Annotated in this window: 18 protein-coding genes; 8 read left to right on the plus strand and 10 right to left on the minus strand. The window is 60.9% G+C overall.

What is annotated here, in order from left to right; translation table 11 throughout:
• Positions 1-168 precede the first annotated feature (168 nt).
• Genes ACVHNU_RS24965 through ACVHNU_RS25000 form a run of 8 tightly spaced genes read left to right on the plus strand, consistent with a single transcriptional unit; the run spans position 169 to position 9,154 of the window.
• Positions 169-1,083, plus strand: a complete 915-nt coding sequence (locus ACVHNU_RS24965) for a GDP-mannose 4,6-dehydratase (RefSeq protein WP_473018494.1) — start codon at positions 169-171, stop codon at positions 1,081-1,083.
• On the plus strand, positions 1,080-2,048 hold the full coding sequence (gmd, locus tag ACVHNU_RS24970; protein ID WP_003229754.1) for a GDP-mannose 4,6-dehydratase: 969 nt from the start codon (positions 1,080-1,082) through the stop codon (positions 2,046-2,048). Before ACVHNU_RS24965 ends, gmd begins: the two co-directional genes overlap by 4 nt.
• A 3-nt stretch (positions 2,049-2,051) precedes the next feature.
• The gene (locus ACVHNU_RS24975) at positions 2,052-3,494 is read left to right on the plus strand and encodes a mannose-1-phosphate guanylyltransferase/mannose-6-phosphate isomerase (protein ID WP_003229756.1); all 1,443 of its coding nucleotides are present in this window, start codon (positions 2,052-2,054) and stop codon (positions 3,492-3,494) included.
• Positions 3,495-4,292: an ABC transporter permease gene (locus tag ACVHNU_RS24980; RefSeq protein WP_003229757.1), complete on the plus strand. Its 798-nt coding sequence runs from the start codon at positions 3,495-3,497 to the stop codon at positions 4,290-4,292.
• Positions 4,292-5,545: an ABC transporter ATP-binding protein gene (locus ACVHNU_RS24985; RefSeq protein ID WP_473018495.1), complete on the plus strand. Its 1,254-nt coding sequence runs from the start codon at positions 4,292-4,294 to the stop codon at positions 5,543-5,545. Before ACVHNU_RS24980 ends, ACVHNU_RS24985 begins: the two co-directional genes overlap by 1 nt.
• Positions 5,542-6,909 (plus strand): glycosyltransferase family 4 protein, encoded by a 1,368-nt coding sequence (locus ACVHNU_RS24990; protein ID WP_473018496.1) that lies wholly within the window; start codon positions 5,542-5,544, stop codon positions 6,907-6,909. Before ACVHNU_RS24985 ends, ACVHNU_RS24990 begins: the two co-directional genes overlap by 4 nt.
• The gene (locus tag ACVHNU_RS24995) at positions 6,893-8,023 is read left to right on the plus strand and encodes a glycosyltransferase family 4 protein (RefSeq protein ID WP_103521801.1); all 1,131 of its coding nucleotides are present in this window, start codon (positions 6,893-6,895) and stop codon (positions 8,021-8,023) included. Before ACVHNU_RS24990 ends, ACVHNU_RS24995 begins: the two co-directional genes overlap by 17 nt.
• Positions 8,024-9,154: a glycosyltransferase family 4 protein gene (locus ACVHNU_RS25000; RefSeq protein ID WP_400507679.1), complete on the plus strand. Its 1,131-nt coding sequence runs from the start codon at positions 8,024-8,026 to the stop codon at positions 9,152-9,154.
• Between the two features lie 141 nt (positions 9,155-9,295).
• Here the strand turns inward: ACVHNU_RS25000 and ACVHNU_RS25005 are convergent, their stop codons facing one another.
• The 10 genes from ACVHNU_RS25005 to atpA all read right to left on the minus strand — a co-directional run bounded on the left by ACVHNU_RS25005 (position 9,296) and on the right by atpA (position 21,773).
• Positions 9,296-11,326 (minus strand): pyridoxamine 5'-phosphate oxidase family protein, encoded by a 2,031-nt coding sequence (locus ACVHNU_RS25005; RefSeq protein ID WP_473018497.1) that lies wholly within the window; start codon positions 11,324-11,326, stop codon positions 9,296-9,298.
• Between the two features lie 60 nt (positions 11,327-11,386).
• Positions 11,387-12,013: a glutathione S-transferase family protein gene (locus ACVHNU_RS25010; RefSeq protein WP_003229768.1), complete on the minus strand. Its 627-nt coding sequence runs from the start codon at positions 12,011-12,013 to the stop codon at positions 11,387-11,389.
• Positions 12,014-12,115: 102 nt separating this feature from the next.
• On the minus strand, positions 12,116-13,042 hold the full coding sequence (locus ACVHNU_RS25015; RefSeq protein WP_473018498.1) for a LysR family transcriptional regulator: 927 nt from the start codon (positions 13,040-13,042) through the stop codon (positions 12,116-12,118).
• A 75-nt stretch (positions 13,043-13,117) separates the two neighbouring features.
• Complete coding sequence (gene glmS, locus ACVHNU_RS25020; protein ID WP_473018499.1) at positions 13,118-14,950, minus strand: glutamine--fructose-6-phosphate transaminase (isomerizing); 1,833 nt, start codon at positions 14,948-14,950, stop codon at positions 13,118-13,120.
• Positions 14,951-14,952: 2 nt separating this feature from the next.
• A complete protein-coding gene (locus ACVHNU_RS25025) occupies positions 14,953-15,729 on the minus strand; it encodes a DeoR/GlpR family DNA-binding transcription regulator (RefSeq protein ID WP_045122690.1) in 777 nt (258 codons plus the stop codon).
• Positions 15,730-15,957: 228 nt separating this feature from the next.
• Positions 15,958-17,325: a bifunctional UDP-N-acetylglucosamine diphosphorylase/glucosamine-1-phosphate N-acetyltransferase GlmU gene (gene glmU / locus ACVHNU_RS25030; RefSeq protein ID WP_201136176.1), complete on the minus strand. Its 1,368-nt coding sequence runs from the start codon at positions 17,323-17,325 to the stop codon at positions 15,958-15,960.
• Between the two features lie 117 nt (positions 17,326-17,442).
• On the minus strand, positions 17,443-17,868 hold the full coding sequence (locus ACVHNU_RS25035; RefSeq protein ID WP_003229772.1) for a F0F1 ATP synthase subunit epsilon: 426 nt from the start codon (positions 17,866-17,868) through the stop codon (positions 17,443-17,445).
• Between the two features lie 45 nt (positions 17,869-17,913).
• The gene (gene atpD / locus ACVHNU_RS25040; RefSeq protein ID WP_003229774.1) at positions 17,914-19,290 is read right to left on the minus strand and encodes a F0F1 ATP synthase subunit beta; all 1,377 of its coding nucleotides are present in this window, start codon (positions 19,288-19,290) and stop codon (positions 17,914-17,916) included.
• A 27-nt stretch (positions 19,291-19,317) separates the two neighbouring features.
• Positions 19,318-20,178 (minus strand): F0F1 ATP synthase subunit gamma, encoded by an 861-nt coding sequence (gene atpG, locus ACVHNU_RS25045; protein ID WP_003229775.1) that lies wholly within the window; start codon positions 20,176-20,178, stop codon positions 19,318-19,320.
• Between the two features lie 50 nt (positions 20,179-20,228).
• On the minus strand, positions 20,229-21,773 hold the full coding sequence (gene atpA / locus ACVHNU_RS25050) for a F0F1 ATP synthase subunit alpha (RefSeq protein ID WP_003229777.1): 1,545 nt from the start codon (positions 21,771-21,773) through the stop codon (positions 20,229-20,231).
• Positions 21,774-21,794: the final 21 nt, after the last annotated feature.

Here is a 21,794-nt window from a genome sequence, read left to right on the forward strand (position 1 = left end):
GTCACGGTTTGGCCTGTTGAAATTGCTGCGTAATTGGCACAGATTGGCAACCAAACAACTACAACAATGACTTCGCCCGATGTCCGACCGGTATTTACCAGCGTTCTGACAGACACGCCCATAGAGGCTGTGGGAAATGGCGAAGATTCAAGACCAAGGGGTCGCGGTTTGAAAAAGCGTCTGTTCGTCACGGGGCTGGGTGGATTCGTGGGGCAACATATCCAGTCGCGTCTGGCGTCGCCTGATTCGACATGGCAGCTGCTGCCTGGCGCATCGCCCTACGACCTCACGGTGCCGGACAGTCTCGTCGACCTGTGGCCGCAATTGCCCGACGCGGTGATTCATCTGGCCGGCCAGACGTTTGTTCCCGAAGCCTTCCGCGACCCGGCCCGCACCCTCGAGATCAATCTGCTCGGTACCCTCAATCTGTTACAGGCCCTCAAGGCTCGCGGTTTTGCCGGCACGTTCCTGTACGTCAGCTCCGGCGATGTCTACGGCCAGGTCGCCGAGTCCGCCCTGCCGATCACCGAACAACAACCGCCCTGCCCGCGCAATCCCTACGCGGTGAGCAAACTGTCGGCAGAATTTCTCAGCCTGCAATGGGGCTTGAGCGAAAGCTGGCCGGTGCTGGTGGCGCGGCCGTTCAACCACATCGGTGGCGGGCAGAAAGACAGCTTTGTCATCGCCAGCGCTGCGCGCCAGATCAACCGCATCAAACAGGGCCTGCAAGCCCCGCAACTGGAGGTCGGCGACATTGACGTAACGCGGGACTTCCTCGATGTCGGCGATGTGCTCTCGGCTTATTTCGCACTGCTGGAAAAAGGCACGCCGGGGCAGGTGTACAACATCTGCTCGGGCCGCGAGCAGAGCATCCGCAGTCTGATCGAACAGCTGAGCGATCTGGCGCAGGTCCAGGTGCAACTGGTTCAGGATCCGGCACGCATGCGTCGTGCCGATCAGCGTCGCGTTTGCGGCAGTCACGCACGACTGACCCAAACCACAGGATGGACGCCTGAAATCACAACACAACAATCCCTGCGGGCGATCCTGTCCGACTGGGAGCAGCGAGTACAACAAGAATGAAAAGTGCATTGATCACAGGGATCACCGGACAGGACGGTGCCTATCTGGCCAGACTGTTGCTCGACAAGGGTTACAAGGTTCACGGCCTGGTTGCCCGGCGCAGCAGCGATTCGCGCTGGCGCCTGCGCGAGATGGGCGTCGAAGCCGACATCGAGTACCTCGATGGCGACATGGCTGACGCCTGCTCGGTGCAGCGCGCAGTCATCAAGTCAGCCCCGGACGAGGTCTACAACCTTGCCGCGCAAAGCTTTGTCGCCGCGTCCTGGAATCAACCGGTAACCACCGGCATCGTCGATGGCCTGGGCGTGACCCACCTGCTCGAAGCGATCCGCCAGTTCAGCCCGCACACGCGTTTCTATCAGGCCTCCACCAGCGAAATGTTCGGCCTGATCCAGGCCGAGCAACAGGACGAGAACACCCCGTTCTACCCGCGCAGCCCCTACGGCGTGGCCAAGCTCTATGGCCACTGGATCACCGTCAACTACCGCGAAAGCTTCGACCTGCACGCCAGCAGCGGCATCCTCTTCAACCACGAGTCGCCGCTGCGCGGCATCGAGTTCGTCACCCGCAAGGTCACCGACGCCGCGGCCCGCATCAAGCAGGGCAAGCAGCAGGAACTGGCCCTGGGCAACATCGACGCCAAACGTGACTGGGGTTTTGCCGGTGACTACGTCGAAGCCATGTGGCTGATGCTGCAACAGGACAAGCCTGACGATTTCGTGGTCGCCACCGGCGTCACCACCACCGTGCGCGAAATGTGCCGCATCGCCTTCGATCACGTCGGTCTGAACTACCGCGACTACGTGAAGATCGACCCGGCGTTCTTCCGCCCGGCCGAAGTCGAAGTGCTGCTCGGCAACCCGGCCAAGGCTCAGCGCGTACTGGGCTGGAAGCCGAAAACCGATCTGGACACCTTGATCCGCATGATGATGGATGCGGACATGAAACGCGTCGCCAAGGAGTAGGTCATGCTGATCCCCGTGATTCTGTCCGGCGGTGCCGGTACTCGTTTGTGGCCGGTGTCCCGCGAGGGCCATCCCAAGCCGTTCATGACCCTGCCCGACGGCCAGTCGCTGCTCGGCAAGACCTACCAGCGGGCGGCAGCATTGCTCGACGGCTGGGGCGACATCGTCACGGTGACCAACCGCGAGTACTACTTCCAGAGCAAGGATCACTATTGCGCCGCACACGTGTCGCGCCATCGCGGGCACTTTCTGCTGGAGCCGACCGGGCGCAACACCGCCCCGGCGATTGCCGCAGCGGCCCTGTCACTGCAGGCGCTGCACGGCGACAACGCAATCATGGTGGTGATGCCCGCCGACCATTTGATCGTCAACCAGGACGCACTCAAGAGTGCCGTCGAGCACGCGGTCAACCTGGCGAAGGACGGGTATCTGGTGACCTTCGGTGTGCTGCCGACTGCCCCGGAAACCGGCTTCGGCTACATCGAGACCGGCGCGCCACTGGACGCCAGAGGCGCGGCAAAAGTGCAGCGTTTCGTGGAAAAACCCGATCTGCAGACCGCCACGCATTACCTGGAAAGCGGCAACTTCCTGTGGAACTCGGGCATGTTCTGTTTCACCACCGCGACCGTGATCAACGAGCTGCAACGGCATGCCCCGGAGCTGCTGGAACAGACCCGCGCGTGCATGGACGCCAGCGCCCCGGTGGAAACCGTCGGCTGCCTGCAACAGGAACTGTCACCGGCGTTGTTCGCCGAAATCACCGACATCTCCATCGACTACGCCTTGATGGAGCGCTCGGAAAAAGTCGTGGTGGTGCCCGCCGGTTTCGACTGGAGCGACATCGGCTCCTGGGGCGCCGTGGCCGCACTGGTGCCGGCCGATGCCGACAACAATCGCGCCAGTGGCGAAGCGGTCTTCATCGACAGCCACAACAACTTCGTGCAGAGCGAAGGCCGGCTGGTGGCCGCCGTCGGTGTGGATAACCTGATCATCGTCGACACCGCCGACGCCGTGCTGGTGGCCCACGCCGACCGCGCTCAGGATGTGCGGCGTGTCGCCAAGCAGCTCAAGGACAAATCCCACGAAGCCTATCGCCTGCACCGCACCGTCAGCCGGCCATGGGGCACCTACACCGTGCTCGAGGAAGGCCCGCGCTTCAAGATCAAGCGCATCGTGGTCAAGCCCGGCGGCAAGCTGTCGCTGCAAATGCACCATCACCGCAACGAACACTGGGTCGTGGTCGAAGGCATGGCCAAGGTCACCAACAACGGCACGGGCACCCATCTGGTGGCCAAGAACGAATCGACGTTCATCGCCGCCGGACACCGGCATCGCCTGGAAAACCCTGGCGTGATCGACCTGGTGATCATCGAAGTGCAAAGCGGCGAATACCTGGGTGAAGACGATATCGTGCGCTTCGAAGACCAATACGGCAGGACGGATTGAATGCTGCTTTCCCTTTACCGCTCGCTGCACAGCTACCGGGGTTTCATCCTCGGCAGCGTGCAGCGGGAGTTTCAAGCGCGGTACCGCAACTCACTGTTCGGCGCTCTGTGGCCGATCTTCAATCCGCTGTCGATGATCATCGTCTACACCGTGATCTTCTCGCACATCATGCGCGCGCGCCTGCCGGGTGTGGACGACAGCATGGCCTACAGCGTCTATCTCTGCGCCGGGTTGCTGGCCTGGGGAATGTTTTCGGAAATCACCCTGCGCAGCCAGACCATGTTTCTGGACAACGCCAACCTGCTGAAGAAAATCAGCTTCCCGCGTATCTGCCTGCCGGTGATCGTGCTGATCAACGCCGGGATCAATTTCGCGATCATCATCGCCCTTTTTCTGGGTTTCCTGCTGGTCACCGGGCGCTGGCCGGGCATGGCGCTGCTGGCGCTGATTCCGCTGATCGCGCTGCAAATGATGTTCTGCGCCGGGCTGGGAATGATTCTTGGCGTGTTGAACGTGTTCTTCCGTGATGTCGGCCAGCTCTTCGCCATCTGCCTGCAGTTCTGGTTCTGGCTGACGCCGATTGTTTACCCGATCACGATTCTGCCGGAGTGGGTCCAGCGTCTGTTGCAGCTCAACCCGCTGACCAGCCTGATCGGCAGCTATCAGAACCTGTTCCTGTATGGGCAATGGCCGGTCTGGAGTTCGCTGCTACCGGCGTTCATCGCCGCCGTACTGATGTGTCTGATCGGCCTGCGCCTGTTTCGCCAGCGCGTCGGCGAAATGGTGGATGAACTCTGATGGGGCATATTCGCGTTACAGGGCTGGGCAAGGCCTATAAACAGTACCCGACGCGCTGGAGTCGCCTTGCGGAATGGCTGATACCTTTTTCACCCGTTCGTCACCATCAGCACTGGGTACTGCAGGATGTCGCGTTCGAGATCGCGCCCGGCGAGGCGGTGGGGATCGTCGGCGCCAACGGTGCGGGCAAGAGCACGTTGCTGAAGATGATCACCGGCACCACTCAGCCCACGTGCGGCAAGATCGAAATCGAAGGTCGCGTGGCCGCACTGCTGGAGCTGGGCATGGGCTTTCACCCGGACTTCACCGGTCGCCAGAACGCGTTCATGGCCGGGCAGTTGCTGGGCCTGCAGGTCAGCGAGATCGAAGCGCTGATGCCGGACATCGAACACTTCGCGGAAATCGGCGAAGCCATCGACCATCCGGTCCGCACCTACTCCAGCGGCATGCAAATGCGCCTGGCGTTCAGCGTCGCCACCGCGCGGCGCCCGGACATTCTGATCGTCGACGAGGCCCTGTCGGTGGGTGACGCCTACTTCCAGCACAAGAGCTTCGAACGCATCCGCAGCTTCCGCAAGGCCGGGACCACTTTGCTGATCGTCTCCCATGATCGCTCGGCCATCCAGTCGATCTGCGATTCGGCCATCCTGCTCAAGGATGGGCGCATGGCCCTGTACGACAAGCCAGAAGTGGTGCTCGATTATTACAACGCCCTGATGGCCGAACGCGAAGGGCAGATCGTGCGTCAGGAAATGCTCGCCGGCGGCGAGGTGCAAACCGTGTCCGGCACCGGCGAGGCAGGCATTCTCAGTGTGCGCCTGCTGGACGAACACGATCGCGCCATCGACGCTGCCGAGGTCGGCCAGCCAGTGGTACTGGAAGTTCAGGTGGAGGTTCGGCGCGACATTGAACGACTGGTGCTCGGCTTCATCCTCAAGGATCGTCTGGGCCAGATGATGTATGGCATCAACACCCATCGCCTGAACAAGGCTCTGACTGACCTGCACGCCGGCGAACGCTTCACTTACCGCTTTGCCTTCGTCATGGGCCTGGGCAAGGGCAACTATTCCGTATCGCTGAGCCTGTCACGCCTGGACTCGCACCTGGACCGCAACTTCGAATGGCGCGATTACGGTCTGGTGTTTCATGTGATCAACAACCGCCAGGAAGATTTCGTCGGCTGTTCCTGGCTCAACGCCAAGACCTCGATCACCCGCCATACCGAGGCAGAGCTGACCGAGCGTGCACCATGACCCGGCTGCTGGTGGAGTGCACCCACGTCTTCAAGCACCCGACGATCAACTCCGGTATTCAACGAGTAGTGCGTAACGTCATCAAGCAACTACCCGAGCGGGTGGGTGATGTCGAGTGCCTGCCGGTGATTTCGCTGAGGGACCAGCTCTATCGGGTCACACGCCTGGCCCCGCTGGACGCGCCGTTGCTCAACGCCGTTGCAGCCTTTGGCGAGCGGCTGGAACGCCTCGCCCACCGATTCTGGCAGTGGCACCAGCGCCTTGATCCACGCTGTCCGTCGAAATTCACCCGACGCGTTCTGTACGTCGCTTACCGACTGACCTCCTTCGGCTTGTTTGGTTGTCCGCTGCGCCTGATCAGGCTGATGAACCGCAAGCAACTGCTCAAGCGCTGCACGCCACTGCAACATCAGCCTGGCGACCAACTGGTGCTACTGGATTCGTCCTGGCATTCGGACTTTTTTCCCCACGCCGAACAACTCAAGCGTGACGGGGTGGGTATCGTCGCCGTGATCTACGACCTGATCCCGCTGACCCACCCGCAGTTCTACGACACGCGGCTGGTGCAGGTCTTCAGCGCATGGTTCGACTGGATCACCCGTTCCGCCGATGGCTACATGGCGATTTCCGCAACGGTGCGCGATCAGCTGCGCGCCGAACTGCAGCGACGGGTCGGCCCGGCACACACCGACAGACTCTGGTTCGATTATTTTCATCTCGGTTCCGAACTGGATCTGCACAGCGCCAGGGCTACCGTCGAACCGCGCCTGCAACAACTGTTCAGTACACCGGAGCCCGTGTTCCTGATGGTCAGCACCATCGAACCGCGCAAAAACCACACGTACTTGCTCGATGCCTTCGAGCGGGCCTGGGCCGCCGGCTGCACGGCGCGGCTGTGCATCGCCGGACGCATCGGCTGGAAGTGCGACGCTCTGCTCGCCCGGGTGCACAATCATCCCGAACTGAATCGCCGCCTGTTCATGTTCAACGAGTTGAGCGACACCAGCCTCGAACATGCCTACGCCCACGCCAGTGCACTGGTGTTCCCCTCGTTTGTCGAAGGCTTTGGCCTGCCACTGGTAGAAGCCATGCAGCGCGGCTTGCCGGCGATGGGCAGTGACATCGCGGTGTTCCGCGAAATTGGTGGCGAGTTCATGGCCTACTTCGATTTGCAGGACCCGCAAAGCCTCGCCGAGTTGATCATCCGGTTCCAGCAAAGCGGTCAGTTCCCCGCTGCCCGCAATGTGGCTGACTGGCGCTGGATCGGCTGGCGCGAGGCCAGCGCGCAATTGACCGAACGCACCGCACACAACGTCCTGAAAGCGCCATCGGCGCCAGCGAGGCCGTATGCGCATTGCCCTTAACGCCCGGATCCTGCAGGCACCACGCACCGGCATCGGCCATTACGTCGCCGAACTGGTTCGCGCCTTGCGCAGCACCACCGATGTCGAAGTGGCGCTGTTCCACGGCTGGGGCTGGAGTTCGGCGCTGCCGGAAGCAGCGATGCCCGGCTATTCGCGCCTGACGCCGCTGCTGCGGCAAATCCCCGGCGCCTATCAGGCGCGGCGCTGGCTGGAGCAGAAACGCTTCGATCAGGGCCGCACGCAAGGCATCGACCTGTATCACGAGCCGAGCCTGTGGCCGCTGGCCTTCGATGGCCCGACCGTGATCACCCTGCACGACCTGACCCATCTGCACTTTCCTGATTCGCAACCGGCGGCGCGCCTCAAGGAAATCGAACGGCGCCTGGCTGCTGGCGTGCAACAGGCGCAACGGATCGTGACCGACTCGCAGGCGATTGCCGACGAGGCGCAGGCTTATTTTGGTCTGCCGGCCGAGCGTTTCGTGGTGGCGCCACTGGGTGTGGCCGAGCGCTTCCACCCACGGGAACCACACGCCATCGAAGCGGTGCTCAAAGCGCATGCCGTTGCCGCGCGAGAATATTTTTTGTGTGTCGGCACCCTGGAACCGCGCAAGAACCTGAGCCTGGCCCTGCGTGCCCACGCCTTGCTGCCGGATGCCGTACGCCAGCGCTTTCCGCTGCTGATCGTCGGCATGGCCGGCTGGCAACAGGCCCAGTTCAGCGACGAACTGCGCCAGGCCCTGGCGTCAGGACACGTTTGCCTGCTCGGCTATCTGCCGGATGAACACGTCGCCCAGCTGCTGGCGGGCGCCCGGGCGCTGGTGTTTCCATCACTGTATGAAGGTTTCGGTCTGCCGGTACTGGAAGCCATGGCCAGCGGCACCCCGGTGATCCTCACCCGATCTTCAGCCATGCCGGAAGTCGCCGGCGCGGCAGGCAACTACATTGAACCTGACGATGCACACGGCTTGCGCGATGCGCTGAATCGCCTGATCGACGATCAAGCGCATTGGCAGGCCTGCCGAGAAGCCGGACTGCACCGGACGCGGCTTTTTTCCTGGGTACGTTGCGCACAGGCCACCGCCGGTGCCTACCGCCAGGCCATGGGAGGCTGAATGCGAGTTCTTCACTTTTTCAAAACCTACTTGCCTGACTCGGTCGGCGGCATCGAACAGGTGATCTTCCAGCTGTGCGAAAGCGGCGCGCATCATGGCATCGACGGTCAGGTGCTGACCCTCAGCGCCGATCCGACCCCGCCCGTGGTGCAACTCGGTCAACATGAAGTGCATCGCGCCAGACTCGACATCCAGTTCGCCTCCACCGGTTTTTCCTGGAGCGTGTTCAAACAGTTTCGCGAGCTGGCCGCCGAAGCCGATGTGGTCAACTACCACTTCCCCTGGCCGTTCATGGACCTGGTGCACTTCGCCAGCGGCATGAACAAGCCGAGCGTGGTGACCTACCATTCGGACATCATCCGCCAGAAGCATCTGCTCAAACTCTACCGACCGCTGATGAACCGCTTCCTCGCCAGCGCCGACCGGATTGTCGCGGCATCGCCGAACTACCTGCACACCAGCGACGTGTTGCAGCAGTTCCAGGACAAGACCCGGGTGATTCCGTACGGCTTGAACAAGGCCGGTTATCCACAGGCGGACAACGAACGCATGAATCGCTGGCGCCAGCAGCTTGGGGATAAGTTTTTCCTGTTCGTCGGGGTCATGCGTTATTACAAGGGCCTGCACATCCTGCTCGATGCCTTGAAGGACGTGGACTATCCGGTGGTAATCGTCGGCGCCGGGCCGCTGGAACTGGAGCTGCATGCCCAGGCCGCTGCGCTGGGCCTGCGCAATATCCACTTCCTCGGACGCCTGGGCGATGAAGACAAGGTCGCCCTGCTGCAACTGAGCTACGCCATCGTGTTCCCGTCGCACCTGCGCTCCGAAGCGTTCGGCATTTCACTGCTTGAGGGCGCGATGTATGGCAAACCGATGATCTCAAGTGAAATCGGTACCGGCACCAGCTACATCAATATCCACAATGAAACCGGCCTGGTGGTGCCTCCGAGCAATCCACTGGCGTTTCGCGAGGCGATGCGCACCTTGTGGGAAAACCCCGAACGTGCGGCAGCCATGGGCATCAAGGCCGAGGCGCGTTACCGGCAGCTGTTCACCGCCGACGAGATGGCCCGCAAGTGGACCGAACTGTATCAGGAGCTGCTGGAAGAGAAAGACCTGTCCTACGCCTGACCCGTTGCTGAAACACATCCCCTGTGGGAGCGGGCTTGCTCGCGAAGGCGATCTTTCAGTAAACAATCATGTCGACTGACCTGACGCCTTCGCGAGCAAGCCCGCTCCCACAGGGGGGTTGTCGTGATTTCAAATGAGCCGTCAGAGATCCAGCACCAGCGGCTGTTCACTCTGCGCCGGCACCGCGCAGCAAATCAGCACCTGCCCCGCTTCCGGCATGTCTGCCGGGGGCTGTGGATAATTCACCGCGCCACTGACCAACCGCGTCTTGCAGGTGCCGCACGAACCTCCACGGCAACTGAACTCGGGGCGCAGGCCACGGCTTTCCGCCAGCTCCAGCAGACTGCCGCCGTCCGGCTGCCAGCGCGCTTCCTTTGCCGAACGCTCGAACACTACCGGTACCGAAGTGATGGCGGCCGGCGGCTGCTCTATGACCACGGCATCCGGGTCCGGTTGGCGCTTGAGCGTCGAAGGGCCGAAGGTTTCGGCATGGATCCGCGCATCGCGAATATCGAGGTCGCGCAGGCTGTCGTAGACGCTTTGGGTAAAAGCGCCGGGGCCACAGACCGCAAAATCGATCTGGTCGTAATCCTCGACGTCCAGCAGATCGCGCAGCACCGTAGCGTCGATGCGCCCGCGCAGATCGAAATCTTCGCCCTCCTGCAGATCGGCCTCCGGCTGACTGAGCAGGCGCACCACCCGCACTGCATCGCCAGCTTTTTCCAGCAAGCGATCGAGTTCCTGACGAAACGGTTGATCAGCCAGGCTGCGCGAACTCTGCAGCAGCCACGTCGGCCGGATCCTGCGGGTGCGCAGGCCTTGATAAATCACCTCGCGCAGCATCGACAGCAATGGCGTGATACCAACCCCCGCTGCCAGCAACACCAGCGGTCGTTGCTCCAGCGGCGCCACCGTGAATTGCCCCTGTGGCGCCCGCGCCTCGAGGATATCGCCGACCCGGATCTGCTGGTGCAAATGGCCTGAGACCAGGCCCTCGCGTTTCACGCTGATACGCAGGAAATCATCCGATGGCGCACTCGACAGGCTGTAAGTGCGGATAGGCGTTTCATCACCCAGCTTGAAGCGCAGCGGCAGATGCTGGCCGGCCTGAAACACCGGCATCCCCGCGCCATCGTCCGGTTGCAGGTAAATCGAGCGGATGTGCTGGCTTTCGCGCTCGATGCGGGTCACTCGCAGCGGCCGCCAGCGGTCACCCAGTGCCTTGGCCTGCAAGCGTGCATCGGCCTGGGCCCAGGTGCCGGTCAACAGGCTGGTGGGCGACATGCCGTCGAAGCGCCAGCGCAAGGCCAGTGCCGCCGGACGCCACACCCGTTGCTCCACCTCGAATGTCCACAGGCGTTCAGCGCCTTGAAAGGCTTCGATCTGCGGCCCTTCCAGAATGATCTCGGTACGCCCGCTCAGTTGCAGCAGATCGCCTGTGGAAAAGTCGATGAACAGCAGTCCCGCACGGGGGTTGAGCAACAGATTACCGAGGGTGTTGAAGTGCAGATTGCCGGCAAAATCCGGGATGGTCAGGCGGTTCCCCTCGACCCGGACGAAACCCGGCTGACCGCCGCGATGGGAAACATCCACTGCACGCTGCCCGTCGACCTCGACGTAACTGGCGACAAAGAAGGTGTCGGCGCCTTCGATCATGGCCCGGGCCGCGTCATCAAGACCATTGCCATGCTGCGCTGGCCGCGTCTGCGGATCACTCAGCGGCACGCGCTGGAACTGGCGCAGTTGAATGTATTGCGGACAGTTGCCGAACGACTGATCCACCGTCACCGCGAAACCGCTGGCGTCGAAGTTGCCGACGCGACCGTTGAGACGATTGCGCCGCCGGGTGTGCAACTCGATGCCGAGCAAACCGATGGCGGCGCCGTCGTGCAACTGCGCCGGATCATCGGCCGCCGGCAGACTGGACAATTGCAGGTGCTGCGGATCGGGCGAACCGGCAAACCCCGGCGCGCCTTCGAGCACGCTGGCCCATGGACGCCCCTCGGCATCGACCGCGCCGTACAGCATGAACGGTAATTGCGCATAGAACGCGCGGTGTTGATCCGGCATCCAGTCGCGAATCACCTTGCGGCCGAAGGTTTCCATGCGTTCGGCAACGCCGACATGGGCCTGCAGTTGTTGCTCGCCAGCGTGCCACGGTGAACGTTCCATCACGCATCTCCCCGCGCCGCTGGCGCACTGTGGATAACTCGATCAGATCGGGCCCAACCCTCAAGCAGTCTTCTGCAGACCGGCGACGGTACGCGGCATGCCGACAAAACCGGGCAAGGCTTCGACACGCGCCAGCCAGGCACGCACGTTGGCGTAGTCATCCAGCGACACGTTGCCTTCCGGCGCATGGGCGATGTAGCTGTAGGCGGATACGTCAGCGATGGTCGGCTCGCTGCCGGCCAGGTACGGGGTCTTGCCCAGTTCCAGTTCCATCACCTTGAGCAGGTTGTGCGCGCGGGTGATCAGTTCCTCGGCATTCAGTTGCGCGCCGAACACCGTGACCAGGCGTGCTGCCGCCGGGCCAAAGGCAATCGGCCCCGCCGCCACCGACAACCAGCGCTGGACCCGCGCAGCGCCCAGCGGATCGGTGGGCAGCCAACGGCCATTGCCGTACTTGAGCGCCAGATACACCAGAATCGCGTTGGAATCGGCCAACACCACGCCGCCATCGTCGATCGCCGGCACCTGGCCGAAACTGTTGATCGCCAGATATGGCGCCTGCTTGTGCTCACCCTTGGCCAGATCGACCAGGATCAGTTCAGTCGGCAGTTGCAGCAGGGACAGCATCAGCTCCACCCGATGGGCGTGGCCGGAACGCGGGAAGTTGTAGAGTTTGATCGCTTGCATGGTCGACTCCGCTGGAGGTGGCGCCGTTCGGGATGGCAGCGCCGATGGAGGCCATCTTCCACCCATCCTCAAAGCAATAGAATCACCAGCAATCGCAATCGATTATTTCACCGGATGAAATAACGCCGCGTTCTGCAGCGCCGGATGCTCACGCAGAGCCTTCACCGCATAGTCGACAAAACTGCGCACCCGCGCCGGCGCCTTGCGGCCGCCCTGATACACCACGTGGATCGGCAGCGGCGGCAGTTCGAAGTCGGCGAGGACGATTTCCAGCTCACCTGACGCCACCTTGCCGGCGACTTGATAGGACAACACCCGGGTCAGCCCCAACCCCAGGCAGGCCGCGGCAATCGCCGCCTGATTGGCGGTGACCACCAGCCTCGGCTCGGGCCGCACGCTGATCGCTTCGCCCTGGTCCACAAACGGCCAGCTACGCAACTGGCCGATGGACGAAGTCGCCACCACCGGCGCGCCGGCCAGCGCCTGCGGATGCTCGGGACGACCGTGCTGTGCCAGATAGGCCGGCGAAGCACAGATCACCCGCCGCACCTCGCCGACACGGATCGCGTGCTGATTGCTGTCCGGCAACTCACCGATGCGCACCGCGACATCAATGCCCTCCTCGACCATGCTCACCACCCGATCGACCAACAGCGCATTGATCGAAACGTCCGGGTACTGCGTCAGATAGCCGGCCATCAGCGGCGTGACGAACAACTCGCCGAACAAAACCGGCGCCGTCACCGTCAATTGCCCACGGGGCTGGGCGTGACTGCCGGCCGCCGAATCCTCGGCTTCCTGCACCTCGACGAGAATTCTCCGACAGTCTTCCAGATAACGCTGACCGGCCTCGCTGAGGTGCATATTGCGCGTGGTACGAATCAACAACTGCGTACCGATGCGCTGCTCCAGCGCCGCCACCGCCCGGGTGACACTGGCGGCGGACAAACCCAGACGCCGCGCCGCTGCCGAGAAGCCCTGCTCCTGGGCCACCGTGGCGAAGATCTGCATTTCCTGGAAGCGGTCCATGGATGTCCTCGAATCAGATACAAAAATCGCAGCCGAGGCTGCGATTTTTGCGGGTCAATGTCAGCTGTGGATAACTTATTCCACCGTCACCGACTTGGCCAGGTTGCGCGGCTGGTCGACGTCGGTGCCCTTGAGCACGGCGACGTAGTAGGACAACAACTGCAGCGGGATGGTGTAGAGGATCGGCGAGAGGATGTCGTGGATGTGCGGCATCTGCACCACGTGGGTGCCTTCGCCGTTGGTCATCCCGGCTTTCTCGTCGGCGAACACGATCAGTTCACCGCCACGGGCACGGACTTCCTGCAGGTTGGACTTGAGCTTCTCCAGCAGTTCGTTGTTCGGCGCCACCGTGACCACCGGCATGTCGTTATCCACAAGCGCCAACGGACCGTGTTTCAGCTCGCCAGCAGGATAGGCTTCGGCGTGGATGTAGGAGATTTCCTTGAGCTTCAAGGCGCCCTCCATCGCCACCGGGAATTGCGCGCCACGGCCGAGGAACAGGGTGTGGTTCTTTTCGGCGAACAGTTCGGCGATCTTTTCCACCGTGCTGTCCATCGCCAGCGCTTCGCCCAGACGAGTCGGCAAGCGACGCAGCTCTTCCACCAACGTGGCTTCGACGTCTTTGCCCAAGGTCCCGCGCACCTGACCCAGAGACAGGGTCAGCAGCAACAGGCCAACCAGTTGCGTGGTGAACGCTTTGGTCGAGGCCACGCCGATTTCGCGACCGGCCTGGGTCAGCAGAGTCAGGTCGGACTCACGCACCAGCGAGCTGATGCCGACGTTGCAGATTGCCAGGCTGGCGAGGAAGCCTAGCTCTTTGGCGTTACGCAGCGCGGCCAGGGTGTCGGCGGTTTCGCCGGACTGCGAGATGGTCACGAACAGGGTGTCTGGCTGCACCACCACCTTGCGGTAGCGGAATTCGCTGGCGACTTCGACCTGGCACGGAATACCGGCCAGTTCTTCGAGCCAGTAACGCGCAACCATGCCGGCGTGATAACTGGTACCGCAGGCGACGATCTGCACGTTGCGCACTTTGGCGAACAGCTCGGCAGCCTGTGGACCGAAAGCCTGAACCAGCACTTGGTTCGGGCTCAGACGACCTTCGAGGGTGCGCTGTACCACAGACGGTTGCTCATGGATTTCCTTGAGCATGTAGTGACGGAATTCGCCCTTGTCGGCGGCTTCGGCGCCATCGCTGTATTGTACGGTCTGGCGCTCGACGGTTTTGCCATCAACATCCCAGATCTGCACGCTATCGCGGCGAATTTCGGCGATATCACCTTCTTCCAGGTACATGAAGCGGTCAGTGACCTGGCGCAGGGCCAACTGGTCGGACGCGAGGAAGTTCTCGCCCAGGCCCAGGCCGATCACCAACGGGCTGCCACTGCGTGCGGCAACCAGGCGATCCGGTTGCTGTGCATTGATCACGGCCAGACCGTAGGCACCGTGCAGTTCCTTGACCGTGGCTTTGAGCGCGACGGTCAGGTCAGGCTGATCCTTGAGTTTGTGGTTCAGCAGGTGAGCGATGACTTCGGTGTCGGTGTCCGAAGTGAACACGTAACCCAGCGCTTTCAATTGCTCACGCAGGGCTTCGTGGTTTTCGATGATGCCGTTGTGCACCACGGCGATATCGCCGGAAAAATGCGGGTGCGCGTTACGCTCGCATGGTGCGCCGTGGGTGGCCCAACGGGTGTGGGCGATACCGAGACGGCCAACCAGCGGCTGTGCGGCCAGCGCTGTTTCCAGTTCGCTGACCTTGCCCGGACGGCGCATGCGCTCAAGCTTTTCATCGTTGGTGAAAACCGCCACGCCGGCGCTGTCATAGCCGCGGTATTCAAGGCGCTTGAGGCCTTCGAGCAGGATGGCGGTGATATTACGTTCAGCAACTGCGCCGACAATTCCACACATGCTTATTTCTCCTGACTGACAGCCGCGCAAATCACGGTGATACCGCGGGCCTGAATCTGATCGCGTGCGTCGATAGGCAGGCGATCATCGGTAATGAGGGTATGGACGCTGCTCCACGGCAGCTCCAGGTTGGGAATCTTGCGGCCGATCTTGTCGGCCTCGACCATCACGATCACTTCCCGCGCCACGTCGGCCATCACTCGGCTCAAACCGAGCAGTTCATTGAACGTGGTGGTACCGCGCACCAGATCGATGCCATCAGCGCCGATAAACAATTGGTCGAAGTCGTAAGAGCGTAGTACCTGCTCGGCCACCTGGCCCTGAAAGGATTCCGAATGCGGATCCCAGGTGCCACCGGTCATCAGCAGCACCGGTTCGTGTTCGAGTTCGCTCAAAGCGTTGGCAACGTGCAGGGAGTTGGTCATGACCACCAGGCCCGGCTGCAGGCCAAGCTCGGGAATCATCGCGGCGGTGGTGCTGCCGCTGTCGATGATGATGCGGGCGTGCTCGCGAATGCGTTTGACGGCAGCGCGGGCAATTGCCTGTTTGTATTTCGAAACGCTCTGGCCGGGTTCTGCCACCAGTTCCTGCGGCATGGTGATCGCCCCGCCGTAACGGCGCAGCAACAGTCCATGGCTTTCCAGCGCGGCCAGATCCTTGCGGATCGTAACTTCCGATGTTTCGAAGCGCTTGGCCAGTTCATCCACACTGACTTCGCCCTGCTCATTGAGCAAGGCGAGGATGTTGTGCCGGCGTTGGGGCGTATTGCGTTTCGACATGGCGGCTTAAGTTTCGATTCGAAAGATAACGGAAGAAATCAAAACCTATCGGTCATAAATCGTCAAGCGACAGATCGAAAATTTTAGAAACGACCCAGACGAAAGTGGGAGCGGGCTTGCTCGCGAATGCGGAGGGTCAGTCACTGAAATGTGAAACTGAAATACCGCATTCGCGAGCAAGCCCGCTCCCACATTTGGATTCAAGCATTAAGTGCAGCTGTGGATAACTCAGTTCTTCTTGATCTTCTCCGGCCGCTTCCAGCCATCGATATTCTTTTGCCGCGCGCGACCAACGGCCAACTGGGCGTTATCCACATTCTGCGTGATGGTCGAACCGGCCGCCGTGGTTGCACCGGACGAGATATCCACAGGCGCCACCAGCGAGTTGTTGGAGCCGATGAACACGTCCTCGCCCAACACGGTTTTCCACTTGTTGGCGCCATCGTAGTTGCAGGTGATGGTGCCCGCGCCAATGTTGGTGCGTGCGCCAATTTCGGCATCGCCCAGGTAGGTCAGATGCCCGGCCTTGGCGCCCTCGCCCATGCGGGCGTTTTTCAGTTCGACGAAGTTACCCACATGTGCGCGTGCTTCGAGCACGGTGCCTGGGCGCAGACGGGCGAACGGACCGGCATCGCTGCCTTCACCGAGAACCGCACCTTCGATGTGGCTGTTGGCCTTGATCACCACGCCTTTGCGCAAGGTGCTGTCCTTGATTACACAGTTCGGGCCGATCACCACGTCGTCTTCAATAACAACGTTGCCTTCGAGAATCACGTTGACGTCAATCAGCACATCGCGACCAACGGTCACTTCACCGCGCACATCGAAACGCGCCGGGTCACGCAGGGTCACGCCTTGCGCCATCAGCCGGCGGCCGGCGCGCAACTGGTAATGTCGCTCCAGCTCGGAGAGTTGCTTGCGATCGTTGGCGCCCTGCACTTCCATCGGGTCGTGCGGTTGTTCAGTGGCGACCACTAGGCCATCGTTGACCGCCATTTCGATCACGTCGGTCAGGTAGTACTCGCCCTGTGCGTTGTTGTTCGACAGACGGCTCATCCAGTCAGCCAGACGATTGGCCGGAACGGCGAGGATGCCGGTGTTGCCTTCGGTGATTGCGCGCTGAGCTTCGCTGGCATCTTTATGCTCAACGATGGCGGCAACCTTGCCGTTCGCGTCGCGTACGATACGGCCGTAACCGGTCGGATCTTCGAGCTCTACCGTCAACAGGCCCATCTGGCCCGGTACGACGTGCTTGAGCAGACGCTGCAGGGTTTCGACTTCGATCAGCGGCACATCACCGTAGAGAATCAGCACGGTATCGGCGGTGATGAACGGCACAGCCTGAGCCGTTGCATGACCAGTACCCAATTGCTTGTCCTGCAGCACGAAATTCAGATCGTCAGCCGCCAGGCGCTCGCGCACCACATCAGCACCGTGACCGATGACCACGTGAATGCGCTGCGGATCAAGCTGCCGCGCGCTGTGGATAACATGGCCAAGCATGGAATTGCCGGCAACCGGGTGCAGCACTTTCGGCAACGCCGAACGCATACGGGTGCCTTGACCGGCCGCGAGGATAACGATTTCGAGAGACATGACTGGCTACCAATCCTGGGTGGTCAGCAACTGCGACCGGGTTGTAAAAATCGGAAAAGAAAAAAGGGTAGCCGAGGCTACCCTTTTTTATCAATCACACAACAAGTGGCTGACGGATTAACCGCCAAACTTCTTGCGGATCTGCTGGACGGTGCGCAGCTGAGCTGCAGCCTCGGCCAGACGTGCGGACGCAGCTCCGTAATCGAAATCTGCGCTCTTCTCGTGCAGAGCAGCTTCGGCAGCCTTGAGGGCTGCTTGAGCCTGAGCTTCATCCAGGTCGGCGGCACGTTGCACAGTGTCGGCAAGAACCTTGACCATGTTCGGCTGAACCTCGAGGAAACCACCGGAGATGTAGAACACCTCGGTTTCCCCGCCTTGCTTGATCAGGCGGATCGGACCTGGCTTCAGATTAGTGATCAGCGGCGCGTGACCCAGAGCGATACCAAGATCACCCAGTGCACCGTGCGCAATCACCATCTCGACCAGGCCGGAAAAGATTTCCCCTTCCGCGCTGACGATATCGCAATGGACTGTCATAGCCATCTGATTGCCTCAACCTAAATTAGCGCCCGTTGCCGGGCGCCGGGATTACAGTTTCTTGGCTTTCTCGATCGCTTCTTCGATGCCGCCAACCATGTAGAACGCTTGTTCTGGCAGGTGGTCGTAGTCACCGTTGAGGATGCCTTTGAAGCCAGCAATGGTGTCTTTCAGGGAAACGTATTTACCCGAAGCACCGGTGAAGACTTCAGCCACGAAGAACGGCTGCGACAAGAAGCGCTGGATCTTACGAGCACGGTTTACCAACTGCTTGTCGGCTTCCGACAGCTCGTCCATACCCAGGATCGCAATGATGTCCTTCAGCTCTTTGTAGCGCTGCAGCACGTACTGAACACCGCGAGCGGTTTCGTAGTGCTCGTTGCCGATCACGTTCGGATCCAGCTGACGCGAAGTCGAGTCCAGTGGGTCTACCGCCGGGTAGATACCCAGGGAAGCGATGTCACGGGACAGAACGACGGTGGCGTCCAAGTGGGCGAAGGTGGTAGCTGGCGACGGGTCAGTCAAGTCGTCCGCAGGTACGTATACCGCCTGGATCGAAGTAATCGAACCTTGCTTGGTCGAAGTGATGCGCTCTTGCAGCACGCCCATCTCTTCAGCCAGAGTCGGCTGATAACCTACTGCCGAAGGCATACGGCCCAGCAGTGCGGATACTTCAGTACCGGCCAGGGTGTAACGGTAGATGTTGTCGACGAACAACAGAACGTCGTTACCTTCGTCACGGAACTTCTCGGCCATGGTCAGGCCGGTCAGAGCTACGCGCAGACGGTTTCCCGGCGGCTCGTTCATCTGACCGTAAACCAGTGCCACTTTGTCCAGAACGTTGGAGTCCTTCATCTCGTGGTAGAAGTCGTTACCCTCACGAGTACGCTCACCCACACCGGCGAACACGGAATAACCGCTGTGCTCGATGGCGATGTTACGGATCAGTTCCATCATGTTTACGGTTTTGCCTACACCGGCACCACCGAACAGACCGACTTTACCGCCCTTGGCGAACGGGCAAACCAGGTCGATAACCTTGATGCCGGTTTCCAGCAGCTCGTTGCCACCAGCTTGTTCAGCGAAGGAAGGAGCGGCGCGGTGGATACCCCAGCGCTCTTCTTCGCCGATCGGGCCAGCTTCGTCGATCGGGTTGCCCAGTACGTCCATGATCCGGCCCAGAGTCGCTTTACCGACCGGTACGGAGATGGCTGCGCCAGTGTTGTTGACGCCCAGACCGCGCTTCAAGCCTTCGGTCGAGCCCATCGCAATGGTACGTACCACGCCGTCGCCCAGCTGCTGCTGAACTTCCAGAGTGGTTTCGGCGCCTTGAACCTTCAAGGCGTCGTAGATGCTCGGTACGCTGTCGCGTGGAAATTCCACGTCGATAACGGCGCCGATGATTTGAACGATACGTCCGCTACTCATAGCTGGATCCTCTGAATATTTGAACCGTTAAACCGCGGCAGCGCCGCCGACGATTTCCGAGATCTCTTGGGTGATCGCAGCCTGACGCGCCTTGTTGTAGATCAGCTGCAAATCGCTGATCAAATCACCGGCGTTGTCGGTAGCGTTCTTCATCGCGATCATCCGCGCAGCTTGTTCGGCCGCGTTGTTCTCGACCACCGCCTGGTACACCTGCGACTCCACGTAGCGCACCATCAAGCCGTCAAGCAGCTCTTTGGCGTCTGGTTCGTAGAGGTAGTCCCAGTGGTGCTTGAGTTCTTGATCCGGGGTCGCCACCAGTGGAATCAACTGCTCCACGGTAGGCTGTTGCGTCATGGTGTTGATGAACTTGTTGGATACCACGGACAGGCGGTCAATACGGCCGTCCAGGTAGGCATCCAGCATCACCTTGACGCTGCCGATCAGATCATTGATCGACGGCTCTTCACCCAGGTGGCTGATAGCTGCAACGACGTTACCGCCGAAGTTGCGGAAAAAGGCCGCACCCTTGCTACCCACTACACACAGATCAATCTCGACGCCGTTTTCGCGGTTTACCGCCATGTCCTTGACCAGGGCCTTGAACAGGTTGGTGTTCAAGCCGCCGCACAGACCACGGTCACTGCTCACTACGACATAACCGGCACGCTTTACTTCGCGGTCGATCATGAACGGGTGGCGGTATTCCGGGTTGGCGTTGGCCAGATGCCCAATTACCTGGCGGATACGCTCCGCATAAGGACGGCTAGCAGCCATGCGCATTTGTGCCTTGCGCATTTTGCTGACCGCCACTTTTTCCATGGCGCTGGTAATTTTTTGCGTGCTTTTGATGCTCGCAATCTTACTGCGAATCTCTTTTGCGCCTGCCATGTAACACCTATCAGGTTAGCAAGCGGGAGCCTTGCGGCTCCCGCTGCGGCTTACCAGGTTTGGGTGGCCTTGAACTTCTCGATACCGGCTTTGAGGCCAGCGTCGATTTCGTCATTGAAGTCACCTTTAACGTTGATCTTGGCCATCAAATCGGCGTGATCGCGGTTGAAGTAAGCAATCAGCGCTTGCTCGAAGCTGCCGATCTTGGCGATTTCAATGTCAGTCAGGAACCCACGCTCAGCGGCATACAGCGACAGCGACATGTCGGCGATCGACATTGGCGCGTATTGCTTCTGCTTCATCAGCTCGGTAACGCGCTGACCATGCTCAAGTTGCTTACGGGTCGCTTCGTCCAGGTCAGAAGCGAACTGGGCGAATGCCGCCAGTTCACGGTACTGAGCCAGAGCGGTACGGATACCACCGGACAGCTTCTTGATGATCTTGGTCTGAGCGGCACCACCCACACGGGATACCGAAACACCGGCGTTCACTGCAGGGCGGATGCCCGAGTTGAACATGGCCGATTCCAGGAAGATCTGACCGTCGGTGATGGAAATCACGTTGGTCGGAACGAACGCGGAAACGTCGCCAGCCTGGGTTTCGATGATCGGCAGTGCGGTCAGGGAACCGGTTTTGCCGGTCACTGCGCCGTTGGTGAACTTCTCTACGTACTCTTCCGAAACGCGGGATGCGCGCTCCAGCAGACGGGAGTGGAGATAGAACACGTCGCCTGGGTAAGCTTCACGGCCTGGTGGACGGCGCAGCAGCAGGGAAATCTGGCGGTAAGCCACTGCCTGCTTGGACAGATCGTCATAAACGATCAGCGCGTCTTCACCGCGGTCGCGGAAGAATTCACCCATGGTGCAACCGGAGTACGGAGCCAGGAATTGCAGTGCTGCAGATTCCGAAGCGCTCGCTGCAACGATGATGGTGTTAGCCAGTGCACCGTTTTCTTCCAGCTTGCGAACCACGTTGGCGATGGTCGATTGCTTCTGACCGATTGCCACGTAGACGCAGAAAATGCCGCTGTCTTTCTGGTTGATGATCGCGTCGATCGCCAGAGCGGTTTTACCGATCTGACGGTCACCGATGATCAGCTCACGCTGGCCACGGCCGACAGGGATCATGGCATCGACAGCCTTGTAGCCAGTCTGTACAGGCTGGTCTACCGACTTACGCCAGATCACGCCCGGTGCAACTTTCTCGACCGCGTCGGTCTCGGTGTTGCCCAGTGGACCTTTGCCGTCAACAGGGTTACCCAGTGCGTCGACTACGCGACCCAGCAGTTCCTTGCCAACCGGAACTTCGAGGATGCGGCCAGTGCACTTGGCGCTCATGCCTTCAGCCAGACTGGTGTATGCGCCCAGTACAACGGCACCTACGGAGTCTTGCTCCAGGTTGAGGGCCATACCGTAGACGCCGCCCGGAAACTCGATCATCTCGCCGTACATGACGTCGGCCAGACCGTGAATCCGCACGATGCCGTCAGATACGCTGACGACAGTGCCTTCGTTACGGGCTTGGGAGGTCACATCGAGTTTTTCGATGCGGCCCTTGATAATTTCACTTATTTCGGAAGGATTGAGTTGCTGCATTGCTCTGCTGCCCCTTCAAAC

It is taken from the genome of Pseudomonas sp. Ors-4-3C (genome assembly GCF_055755035.1).

Coding starts and splice junctions, on each gene's coding strand:
- ACVHNU_RS25025 (WP_045122690.1), bottom strand. CDS start 15,729: ATGTCGAAACGCAATACGCCCCAACGCCGGCACAACATCCTCGCCTTG.
- gmd (WP_003229754.1), top strand. CDS start 1,080: ATGAAAAGTGCATTGATCACAGGGATCACCGGACAGGACGGTGCCTAT.
- ACVHNU_RS24995 (WP_103521801.1), top strand. CDS start 6,893: ATGCGCATTGCCCTTAACGCCCGGATCCTGCAGGCACCACGCACCGGC.
- ACVHNU_RS25000 (WP_400507679.1), top strand. CDS start 8,024: ATGCGAGTTCTTCACTTTTTCAAAACCTACTTGCCTGACTCGGTCGGC.
- ACVHNU_RS25035 (WP_003229772.1), bottom strand. CDS start 17,868: ATGGCTATGACAGTCCATTGCGATATCGTCAGCGCGGAAGGGGAAATC.
- ACVHNU_RS24990 (WP_473018496.1), top strand. CDS start 5,542: ATGACCCGGCTGCTGGTGGAGTGCACCCACGTCTTCAAGCACCCGACG.
- atpG (WP_003229775.1), bottom strand. CDS start 20,178: ATGGCAGGCGCAAAAGAGATTCGCAGTAAGATTGCGAGCATCAAAAGC.
- ACVHNU_RS24980 (WP_003229757.1), top strand. CDS start 3,495: ATGCTGCTTTCCCTTTACCGCTCGCTGCACAGCTACCGGGGTTTCATC.
- atpA (WP_003229777.1), bottom strand. CDS start 21,773: ATGCAGCAACTCAATCCTTCCGAAATAAGTGAAATTATCAAGGGCCGC.
- ACVHNU_RS24985 (WP_473018495.1), top strand. CDS start 4,292: ATGGGGCATATTCGCGTTACAGGGCTGGGCAAGGCCTATAAACAGTAC.
- glmU (WP_201136176.1), bottom strand. CDS start 17,325: ATGTCTCTCGAAATCGTTATCCTCGCGGCCGGTCAAGGCACCCGTATG.
- ACVHNU_RS24975 (WP_003229756.1), top strand. CDS start 2,052: ATGCTGATCCCCGTGATTCTGTCCGGCGGTGCCGGTACTCGTTTGTGG.
- ACVHNU_RS25005 (WP_473018497.1), bottom strand. CDS start 11,326: ATGGAACGTTCACCGTGGCACGCTGGCGAGCAACAACTGCAGGCCCAT.
- ACVHNU_RS25010 (WP_003229768.1), bottom strand. CDS start 12,013: ATGCAAGCGATCAAACTCTACAACTTCCCGCGTTCCGGCCACGCCCAT.
- atpD (WP_003229774.1), bottom strand. CDS start 19,290: ATGAGTAGCGGACGTATCGTTCAAATCATCGGCGCCGTTATCGACGTG.
- ACVHNU_RS25015 (WP_473018498.1), bottom strand. CDS start 13,042: ATGGACCGCTTCCAGGAAATGCAGATCTTCGCCACGGTGGCCCAGGAG.
- glmS (WP_473018499.1), bottom strand. CDS start 14,950: ATGTGTGGAATTGTCGGCGCAGTTGCTGAACGTAATATCACCGCCATC.